Below are 9,886 nucleotides of genomic sequence, written 5' to 3' on the forward strand. Positions count from 1 at the left end.
GTGTAAAAAAGGAGAGCATCCCTTGAAAGGCAGCGGCAATCAATTGGAAATACTTGTATACGATACCAACGGGATTTTTTAACAAATTGTACACTTTTTGCACACCCAACTTGGACCTGAAACCCACTACTTTTACAATATTAAATGCCAATAAAACAATAGGCCAAAGACTTTCATGTATTCGGAAATAGTGCTAAGGGACGTTGATCTACGAAAGGGAAATGAAGATGCAGTTTGGAAAAACAAGGGAGTTTATGGACGGGGAAAAGAAGCCGAACCGATACCCTTAGCATAATAGTAGGCCCATTTATACACCATTTATTATGAGAAAATTTTTATTTTTATGCATCGTGACTCTTTGGGGAGGAACAACAGTACAAGCGCAAACCCAAAAGTTAATCTCGCCAACATTCTGGCAAGCGGGCGTTCAAGCCATTCATCAAGAACAACAAAAAGAAACAACTGTCATTTCTTTTACCACATTTCGTCATTTTTTTATTAATTTAGAAGTTGTAAACTTAAATGCCTATCAATTGCTTCGTACTGGAACTCAATATCGTCTTGTCGCTAAAGACTCCAAAGTAAATTTTGGGCCCTACCTAGCTGAAGTATCGAAAGGGAAAATTTTACTTACCACACCGCGATACAAGGGCACGTTTGCAGAAGCTCCAACAAGTCTTTTTACAGAGGACTATCGCGTCGTAATCTTGCTCTTAGGGATGGCTGAAATAGAGGACACCACCACCAAACGACAAGCGTATGAGGATTATATCACCCAATCGGGAACAGATTGTGCATTATCCAACACGTATTATTCCGTAGGTGTGGGTCTCAACACCGCAGCGGCTATTAGTCACTTAAATTACATCATAAAAAGACATAAATCTTTAGGGACGTTCGACGATTGCACGGCAATAAGCACCCAAGCAGAAACCCATTGTTTTTTCATCGGTTGTTTCGCCACCTTCGCGTGGTGTTGCACCAATTAATTCTCTATATTATGGCAAAAGTTGGTCCTATCCCAGTTGCATTATTTTTTCTAACTTTATTAGGCTTACTCATTTATGGCTTAGTATTAGTTCAACGGAATGAAAAAAATCCGCGTGCCTTACTCTTATTCATTGGCATCATCTTTTTTCCATTCCTAGGTCCGTTAACGTACATTTTGTACTATCATTTGGTCAAAAAGCGTTTAACTAAAACCGCTTAAGGGTATCGTTATAGACACTGGGATCACACGAGCACATTATTCTTTAGAATTAATGACGTTGATACCCTATTTGATCTATACACCCAAACCGAACTGCCGTTGGAAAACCAACAACAGTGCTTGTCCACCCCATAGTAGCAGTGCGATATCAATTGCATACTATTATGGGGCAAGGGACATGTTTACTATTGTTGTTGATTAAAAAAATGTTTGCTGACCGTAAAATTTTTGTATTTTGCTGAAAAACAAAACAATGCGCTATATTCTATTTTCTCTTTTCGTTTGGATTTCCGTAGCGGCACAACCGTTTGCTATTGGGAGTACCACGATCACATTTACCGACACCTCTCGCAACAACCGGGCGGTGGCCACACAAATATATTATCCCTCAGTGAGTGGAGGATCGGATGCATCTGTTGCCCAAGGAAGTTTTCCAGTGATTGCTTTTGGTCATGGTTTTGTTATGAATGTAGGGGCGTATCAAAACATTTGGGAACTTTTGGTACCTCAAGGCTATATTGTTGCCTTGCCTACAACGGAAGGAGGATTTTCCCCTTCCCACCTCAACTTCGCCCAAGACTTGGCCTTTGTGATCACGCAAATTAAAGCGCAAAATACCCAAAATGGGGCTTTCTTTTTCCAAAGGATTCATTCCAAAGCAGGGGTGATGGGACACAGTATGGGAGGCGGTAGTGCCCACTTGGCTGCCGCATTGGGAGCGCCTATTGATGCCTTATGCACTTTGACCCCTGCGGAAACCAATCCCAGTGCTATATCCGCTTCCCAAAACATTGCACAACCTTCTCTTGTTATAGCAGGAAGTAACGACTGTATCACTCCGCCCAATACAAATCAATTGCCCATGTTCAATGCGCTACCTGCTGGGACATGTAAAGCCTATGTTTCGATTACGGGAGGAAGCCACTGCCAAATGGCCAATAGCAATTTCAATTGCAGCTTTGGGGAAGCCACTTGTTCCCCGAGTCCCACGATCACTAGAAGCCAACAACAAGCCATCATGCATAGTTATCTGCTCCTTTGGATGAATGCACAGCTAAAAGACAGCTGCACCGACCGAGATCAGTTCCTGCAATTATTAAATACAGCCAACGGGGTTACCGCCCAATGGCAATGTACTTCATGTGCCTTGGATATGGTCGATCAAACTTTTGAAAAGGGGTTGCGGCTCGCTAATCCAATGCTATCTACGTTGACTATTCCTTTACCTGCAACGTCAATACAATCGCTCATCTTACGTGATGTACAAGGAAAAATTGTCTTGGAAAAAGCCAACACGGCCACTGTTGCTGTAGACTTTCTAGCGGCGGGAACGTATATCTTGGAACTCACTACAACGTCAAGGGAACGCTACCAACAAAAACTAATGAAACAGTAAAGCGATTCAAATCCGAGAATCCTTTTTGGTTTACAATGAGAAGCGAAACTTTATTACCGCGCTACAATGCGTATTTCTACCCGTCGGTTGGCCGCTTCTTCTTGGGCATTGCGTTCGGGTATGGGAAAAAGGGGTTGCTGGGTGCCATAGCCTTTGTAGGTCATTCGTTTGCGGTCAATTTTATAACGTAACAAATACGTGTAAACAGCTCGAGCACGTGCTTCCGAAATATACCCGTAACGGTTTTCGGTATCACAACAAATATGGCCTTGAATTTCAATTTTTAACGTGGGATTTTCCTCCATTACACAAAGTAACTCCCGTAAAATAGGTTCACTTTCGGGCATAAACTTGGCTGAATGGTTGTGAAATAAAATTTGCTTTAACGCAATGCGGTCCCCCACTTTGGCTTGGGCTATGATCTCTTTCAAAGGAGGTTGCAGTGTGACTGTTTCAGGCGACGGATTTGAAGGTTGATGGACTTCATAAAAAAGGGTAACTCGACGGTTCTCTTCTTGGAGGAGTGATTGCTTAAAATCTTCCCCAAAGCCGCGAATCTCAATGTTCTTTTCTACCGTAATGTTTTGTTTTTTTAAATAAGCAAATACCGCATGTACGCGCCGTAAAGCTAAGGTATCATTATACCCATTACTTCCTTTCCAATCGCAAAACCCGTAAAGTTTAGTAACCTTATAGGTTTTCCCCTCGGCAATCCACGAATTAAGTGTTTGAATAGCTTGCGTATTTAAATCGTATTGATCAAAATCGAAATACACATCAAGCTTTTGCTGCGCAAGTAGTTGGCCACAAAAAAACAAGAGAAAAAAATAGCGAAACATAATCCTTAGATAGCGTGCTTGATTAAAATTTCAACACGACGGTTGGCAGCTTTCTCGGTTTCGGACTTTTCAGGCAAGGGAAAAATCGGGTTTGAACTACCAAATCCTTTATACCCCAATCGTTTGGCATCAATTCCGTTTTGGGTAAGATACTTGAAGATTTTATGGGCTCTTCGAATCGACAACTTTGTGTCGTTGGGGTCGGGATTGCAACAAATATAGCCGTGAATTTCAATTTCCAATTTGGGAAAACTATACATTACTTCGAGCAATTTGTCCAATATAGGCAATGACAAAATTTCAATTTCATCACTATTGAATACGAAGTTAAGATTTTTTATTTTAAATACCGTTCCTGCTTTGGATTGTGTTAGTTGATTTTCAAGTTGTTCCGCTTCTTCGGCAATTTGTTCCTCTGGTGTCAGGGTTTCTTCAACAATAGGCTCTATCAGCTCTTTTTTTTCAATCACAGCGGGCAAAACCGAATCTTCTGTTTTTGGCAGCCTTTCGATAATTACATCTACCCTTCGATTTTGGGGATGAGAAGGAAACATCAATTGGCGCTTTCCAATTACTTTCTGTTTGACGTTTACGTGCGAAATTGACAAGTTATCCAATTCGTTTAGAACGGAATTCACGCGTCGTTGTGCCAAGGCATCGTTATACGCTACACTTCCGCGGGTATCGCAATAGCCGTGAATTTCGAGTACTTTGTAAGGCGCCAATTGGTAATTTACAACCAATTTCTTTACTTCACTTAAGGAAATCGAACTTTCATTCACCTCAAAGTAGACCGAAAGGGTTTGCTGGGCGGATACAAAATTGGTCAGGAAGATAAGGATGAAAAGGGATTTTCGCATTTACTTCTGGGTGATTAATATTTCGACACGACGGTTTTGAGCCGCTTCTGCTTCTGATTTTTCTGGAATAGGGAATTTAGGTTTGGAAACGCCAAAACCTTTGACGGTAATACGTTCGGATTCGATTCCTTCTGAAACTAAAATGCGCTTGATTTGTCGGGCGCGCTCCAAAGAAAGGTTTTTGTAATCCTTACTCACACAACAAATATGACCTTGAATTTCGATGTGCAGTTTGGGATTTTTGTACAACACATTGACCAATTCATCGACGGCATTTTTGGAGGTGGGCATCACGGCAAAGGTATTTTGGTAAAAATTAATGTCGCGAAGTCGAATTAACGTCCCTACCCGCGCCAATTGAATTTTCTCCTCCAAAGAGGCATTTTCGGGGAAATGCATGGCTTCCTCTTCAATTACCTCGGGCTCGGCTGGTTTTTCAGGTTCGGCCGGTTTGATCCCTAAAATCTCATTTTCCCGGGTAAAATCTTTGGGCTGAATATACAAGATCGTCGCTCTTCGGTTTTCTGCTTTTTTTTGGGACTGCGAAAAATTTTCCCCAAAACTATAGGCTTTGTAATCGTCACGGGTAGCTATTTTTCCTTTCACTTGTTGGTAAACAAAATCCACCCGTTTTCGCGAAAGGGTATCGTTATAGCCGCTACTTCCATCCTCATCGGTATAGCCTTGAATGGCAAGAATTTTCACCTCTTTATGGGTTTGCATCCATTGCTGCAATTTTTGAGTCTCTTTGGGACTGGTTTCAAATTTTCCACTGTCAAAATAAATCACAAATTGTTCTTGCGCCAGGAGCCCTCCGCCGAAAAGGAATACGAAAGCGAGTAATAGTTTTTGCATGTTCATATAACGAATATAGGCAAATTTTAGTGCCTAGACATAAAAAACCCGCTATTGCTAACGGGTTTATAGTTTAAATTTATTACAACTTATCGCGTAAACAATAACTCACGGTATTTGGTCAACGTCCACATTTCGTCATCGACTAACAACTCAAGTTTGTCGCAGTGCTCACGGATGATATCAAAATACGGTTTTACCTTGTCGCAATAGGCTTCCGCCTGTTTTTCAGCCGTAGTCAAATTATTGGCTTTCTTGCGTTCTTCAATCATCGCATCGACATTGCTGTTGATTCCTTCGATGTGCGCGGAAATTTCTTTGATTAAGGAAATTTGCTCTTTGGCAATTTTTTCAAAATCTTTCCCAAAAATTTCTTTCAACCCACGTACATTTTCAATCAAAGTATTTTGGTAACGAATTGCAGTAGGAATCACATGATTACGGGCAATATCGCCCAACACTCGTCCTTCGATTTGGATTTTTTTGGTGTATTCTTCCAATTCGATTTCGTAACGTGCTTCCACTTCAACGTGGTTCATGATGTGTAGCTCTTCAAACAATTTCACGGCTTCTTTCGAAACTTTAGCTTTCAAGGCTTTGGGAGTGGTTTTATGATTGCTCAAGCCGCGTTTTTTTGCTTCTTTTTCCCAAGCTTCACTGTATCCATCGCCTTCAAAAAGGATGTTTTTGGTTTCTTTGATGTACTCGCGTAAAACATTGAAAATCGCCTCGTCTTTTTTCAAACCTTTTTTCTCAATTAAAGCATCCACTTCGAGTTTAAAATCTTTCAACTGTTTGGCTACAATGGTATTCAATGTTGTCATCGCGTTGGCACAGTTGGCGGTCGAACCTACGGCACGGAATTCAAATTTATTTCCAGTAAACGCAAATGGCGAAGTACGGTTACGATCGGTGTTGTCCAACAATACATCGGGGATTTTACCAACCACATTCAATTTCAAATCGGTTTTCTCTTCGGGAGAAAGTTTCCCATTGGTCACCCCTTCTAATTCGGCCAAAACTTTGGTCAATTGTTGCCCGATGAATACGGAAATAATAGCGGGTGGCGCTTCATTGGCTCCCAAACGGTGGTCGTTACTGGCCGAAGCAATTGACGCGCGTAATAATTCTTCATAGCGATATACCGCTTTGATGGTATTGATGAAAAACGTTAAAAACTGCAAGTTACTCATGGGTGTTTTTCCAGGGGCCAATAAATTCACCCCAGTATCGGTAGCCATAGACCAGTTATTGTGTTTTCCTGAACCGTTCACCCCTTTAAAAGGTTTTTCATGCATCAACACTTTAAAATCGTGACGTTCGGCCACTTTGTACATCACATCCATCAATAAGGAATTGTGGTCCACCGCCAAGTTGGTTTCTTCAAAAATGGGAGCCAACTCAAACTGGTTGGGCGCTACTTCGTTATGACGGGTTTTTACGGGAATGCCCAACAACATACACTCGTTTTCCAAGTCGCGCATATAATTTAAAACACGGGTTGGAATCGAACCAAAATAATGATCTTCTAATTGTTGACCCTTGGCAGAAGCATGACCCAACAAGGTTCTTCCCGTCAACGTAATATCGGGACGAGAAGCAGCTAAAGCGGCATCCACCAAGAAATATTCTTGCTCCCACCCTAAGGTTGGTGTCACTTTTTTTACGTTTTTATCAAAATATTTAGCCACCTCAGTTGCAGCTTCATCAATAGCGTTTAAAGCACGTAACAAAGGGGTTTTGTTGTCCAAAGCCTCACCTGTATACGATACAAATACTGTGGGAATACATAATGTTGTTCCGTAGATAAATGCAGGTGAAGTAGGATCCCATGCGGTATACCCGCGTGCCTCAAACGTATTGCGAATTCCTCCGTTGGGAAACGAAGAAGCATCCGGTTCTTGTTGCACCAACTGACTCCCGCCAAATTTTTCTACGGGATCACTGCCATCAAAAGACGTTTCAAAAAACGCATCATGTTTTTCAGCTGTAGTTCCAGTTAAGGGTTGGAACCAATGCGTGTAATGGGTTACGCCTTTGGTAAGCGCCCATTCTTTCATTCCCATTGCGATATAATCGGCCAATTTACGATCGATTTTTGTCCCGTATTGGACAGCACTTTTTACGGCTTTATACGCTTCTGGCGTTAAAAATTGCCGCATCGCTTTGTCGTTGAATACATTTGAACCAAAGATGGCCGACTTTTTGTCGAGCTCCTCTACCTTAACTGGTTTACGATTACCAGCAGCTTGTAAGGCCTGAAAACGCAATGTTGACATAGAAATGTGTTTTTTAAATGATTATACCCTAAATTTTATGATGCAAATATATTGATTTTTGACAAATAAAATAATACACCCCTATTTTTTTAGGGGGTTGATTTCAATTTTATAATATTTAAATATTACAAAATGTAGTTTTGGAGGGTAATGGAAAGAATTATCTTTGTAAAAAAATTGACGTATGACCGTTTGGATTCTCTTTTTTGCTTTAGTAGTGGGTATTTTAGCTCTGGACTTGGGGGTTTTTAACAAGACACCTCACATCATTAGTTCAAAAGAAGCGGGAAAATGGACTGCTTTGTGGGTGGGTTTATCCTTTTTATTTTCAGGAGTCATCTATTGGTTGTACGGTACTGATTACTTAGCCAATCCAACGCAACTCTCGCAATCCACTGCGGCGATGAAGTTTATCACAGGATATCTTATTGAGTTATCGCTTAGTATTGACAATATTTTTGTGATTGCCATCATCTTTGCCTCTTTTCGAATTCCGCAGAAATACCAACACAGGGTGTTGTTTTGGGGCATCTTAGGCGCCATTATTTTCCGGGGGTTAATGATTGGATTTGGGGTAGCTATTATTAACAAGTTTACCTGGACAACCTATGTGTTTGGGATGTTTTTAATTTTCACAGCGGCTAAAATGTTGTTTTCCAAAAAAGACGACGACGCTTTTGACCCCAAGCATTCAACGATTTATAAATTGATTGGAAAAATTATACCCATCACCTCTGAGCACGATAAAGAAAAATTCTTTATGCGTACGCACAATGGTAAAAAAGCAGCTACACCGTTATTTGTTGCTTTGATACTTATAGAAGTTATGGATGTATTGTTTGCTGTAGATAGTGTCCCTGCGATTCTATCGATTACTTCTGACCCATTTATCGTATTTAGTTCCAATATTTTTGCCATCCTAGGCTTGCGCTCGATGTACTTTTTCTTGGCCAATATGTTGGAAAAATTCAAACATTTAGAATACAGCCTTATTATTATTCTAACGTTTGTTGGAGTTAAAATGTTAGCCCACGATTATGTTAAACTCCCTGAATGGGCATCCTTACTTTTTATTGTGGTTTGTTTGGCGGGTGGTGTTGTATTTTCATTGTACACTGCCTCAAAAACCGAAGCAGTCAGACCCTCTCGGGATGAAGAATAAAAAAGGCACTCCGAAGAGCACCTTTTACTAACCAAACAAACAAACTATAGTAATTAACCTAATTTCTATGGTAATTTCGTTACGTTTTGAATTCCGTAACGGCGAACGACTTCATGGTAGTCATTAAATGGGAGTGAAGTACCTGCCGCTTGTTTCCCAAAAAATCCGGGAACAATCACGATACGCAAGACTTGGTTAATGCGGAAATTGGGTGATACCCCCGCCAAATCAAAACCGTGCATAAAGATATTTACATCAAACCGTGTAAAATCAAAATCATACCCAAAATCCAGCGTTCCATTAGTAAAGAAATACGTTTCTGGCATCAGTTTCCATACATCTACCCCTCCTGAAACCCCTGCCAAGCGATACACCAATACCATATCGGAGTTGAAAATGGGTTGTGGAAAAGTAATCAAAGTACTGAAATTATTGGAAGGAGTAAACGAACGAGTCACCTCATATACTTGACTGATGGTATCGTTGTCTATAGTATCCTCTCGGACTTCATTAACGGTGCAACTTTGAAGACTCATCATCCCGATGAAGGCCAACATTAACGTAATTTTTCGCATAAGAGTCATGTTTTAAGATTATACTTCAAACGTATTTACCTCTATTCAATAGTCGTGCCAAAAATTAACAGTTCAAGAAACATCCCGCGTAGTTCACTAGTTTGCAATGTTTTAGAATAAAAAAAGCTCCAACAACTGGAGCCTCTTTATTATTGCTTTATTATTTTTTGATGAAAAACACCTTCATCCGTTTCCCATTGTACCGTGTACCATCCTGAAGCCAAATGCGAGATATCGGTTGAATGAGCGACGGGTTTTCCGAGTAAATCCCACACAACAACATTTTGAATACGCTCTAATGCCACTCCAGTAATCGTGAATAATCCTGTGGTGGGATTCGGAACGAGTCTTGAATTCGTTTGAACAAAACCAGCATTACTCAAGGCAGCAAAGGGATAACAATCGGAAACTGCTACACAACCATTGGTGGAGAGCTGCACGGCATAATTCCCATCGGCGGTTGGAGTATATACTTGCCCTGTGGCATTGGGAATAGGAGCGTTATTATTATCACAATCCAACCATTGGTAGGTAGTCCCCGATAATGTACGATCGGCCGACAATTGAGTATCGGTCACCGTAACAGCGGTTGTAAAGGCATTTTGCGAATCAGAAACAAAAACCGGAATCGTAAAGGTATTTACCTGATCAGGATCACAAAAGGTATTGGTCACTGTAAGCGTCACTTCTTGCAATCCAGGGCAATCAAA

General features: G+C 40.8%; 10 protein-coding genes. 4 read left to right on the plus strand and 6 right to left on the minus strand.

Features of this window, described 5'->3' with window-relative positions:
• Positions 1-323 precede the first annotated feature (323 nt).
• The 3 genes from Q0037_RS11450 to Q0037_RS11460 all read left to right on the plus strand — a co-directional run bounded on the left by Q0037_RS11450 (position 324) and on the right by Q0037_RS11460 (position 2,606).
• The gene (locus tag Q0037_RS11450; protein WP_297518493.1) at positions 324-989 is read left to right on the plus strand and encodes a hypothetical protein; all 666 of its coding nucleotides are present in this window, start codon (positions 324-326) and stop codon (positions 987-989) included.
• 11 nt (positions 990-1,000) lie between these two features.
• Positions 1,001-1,210, plus strand: coding sequence for a hypothetical protein (locus Q0037_RS11455; protein ID WP_297518495.1), 210 nt, complete (start codon positions 1,001-1,003; stop codon positions 1,208-1,210).
• 253 nt (positions 1,211-1,463) lie between these two features.
• The gene (locus Q0037_RS11460; RefSeq protein ID WP_297518497.1) at positions 1,464-2,606 is read left to right on the plus strand and encodes a T9SS type A sorting domain-containing protein; all 1,143 of its coding nucleotides are present in this window, start codon (positions 1,464-1,466) and stop codon (positions 2,604-2,606) included.
• A gap of 53 nt (positions 2,607-2,659) precedes the next feature.
• On the opposite strand, the gene Q0037_RS11465 is transcribed toward Q0037_RS11460, so the two are convergent.
• The 4 genes from Q0037_RS11465 to Q0037_RS11480 form a co-directional block, all read right to left on the minus strand.
• Entirely contained in the window at positions 2,660-3,445 is a 786-nt protein-coding gene (locus Q0037_RS11465; protein ID WP_297518498.1) for an OmpA family protein, read from the minus strand.
• Between the two features lie 5 nt (positions 3,446-3,450).
• A complete protein-coding gene (locus Q0037_RS11470; protein WP_297518500.1) occupies positions 3,451-4,305 on the minus strand; it encodes an OmpA family protein in 855 nt (284 codons plus the stop codon).
• A complete protein-coding gene (locus tag Q0037_RS11475) occupies positions 4,306-5,160 on the minus strand; it encodes an OmpA family protein (RefSeq protein ID WP_297518502.1) in 855 nt (284 codons plus the stop codon). It abuts the gene before it with no gap.
• 89 nt (positions 5,161-5,249) lie between these two features.
• On the minus strand, positions 5,250-7,439 hold the full coding sequence (locus tag Q0037_RS11480; protein ID WP_297518504.1) for a glutamine synthetase III: 2,190 nt from the start codon (positions 7,437-7,439) through the stop codon (positions 5,250-5,252).
• 184 nt (positions 7,440-7,623) lie between these two features.
• Between Q0037_RS11480 and Q0037_RS11485 the strand changes: the two genes are divergently transcribed.
• Positions 7,624-8,601: a TerC family protein gene (locus Q0037_RS11485; protein ID WP_297518506.1), complete on the plus strand. Its 978-nt coding sequence runs from the start codon at positions 7,624-7,626 to the stop codon at positions 8,599-8,601.
• 65 nt (positions 8,602-8,666) lie between these two features.
• Here the strand turns inward: Q0037_RS11485 and Q0037_RS11490 are convergent, their stop codons facing one another.
• Both Q0037_RS11490 and Q0037_RS11495 read right to left on the minus strand, forming a co-directional pair.
• Positions 8,667-9,176 (minus strand): hypothetical protein, encoded by a 510-nt coding sequence (locus tag Q0037_RS11490; RefSeq protein ID WP_297518508.1) that lies wholly within the window; start codon positions 9,174-9,176, stop codon positions 8,667-8,669.
• Between the two features lie 149 nt (positions 9,177-9,325).
• Positions 9,326-9,886 (minus strand): T9SS type A sorting domain-containing protein (locus Q0037_RS11495; RefSeq protein ID WP_297518510.1); only part of this gene is annotated, 561 nt, incomplete at its 5' end.

Source organism: Flavobacterium sp. (genome assembly GCF_027482425.1).
Classification (GTDB): Bacteria; Bacteroidota; Bacteroidia; order Flavobacteriales; family Flavobacteriaceae; genus Flavobacterium.

Coding starts and splice junctions, on each gene's coding strand:
- Q0037_RS11475 (WP_297518502.1), bottom strand. CDS start 5,160: ATGCAAAAACTATTACTCGCTTTCGTATTCCTTTTCGGCGGAGGGCTC.
- Q0037_RS11450 (WP_297518493.1), top strand. CDS start 324: ATGAGAAAATTTTTATTTTTATGCATCGTGACTCTTTGGGGAGGAACA.
- Q0037_RS11485 (WP_297518506.1), top strand. CDS start 7,624: ATGACCGTTTGGATTCTCTTTTTTGCTTTAGTAGTGGGTATTTTAGCT.
- Q0037_RS11470 (WP_297518500.1), bottom strand. CDS start 4,305: ATGCGAAAATCCCTTTTCATCCTTATCTTCCTGACCAATTTTGTATCC.
- Q0037_RS11480 (WP_297518504.1), bottom strand. CDS start 7,439: ATGTCAACATTGCGTTTTCAGGCCTTACAAGCTGCTGGTAATCGTAAA.
- Q0037_RS11465 (WP_297518498.1), bottom strand. CDS start 3,445: ATGTTTCGCTATTTTTTTCTCTTGTTTTTTTGTGGCCAACTACTTGCG.
- Q0037_RS11455 (WP_297518495.1), top strand. CDS start 1,001: ATGGCAAAAGTTGGTCCTATCCCAGTTGCATTATTTTTTCTAACTTTA.
- Q0037_RS11460 (WP_297518497.1), top strand. CDS start 1,464: ATGCGCTATATTCTATTTTCTCTTTTCGTTTGGATTTCCGTAGCGGCA.
- Q0037_RS11490 (WP_297518508.1), bottom strand. CDS start 9,176: ATGCGAAAAATTACGTTAATGTTGGCCTTCATCGGGATGATGAGTCTT.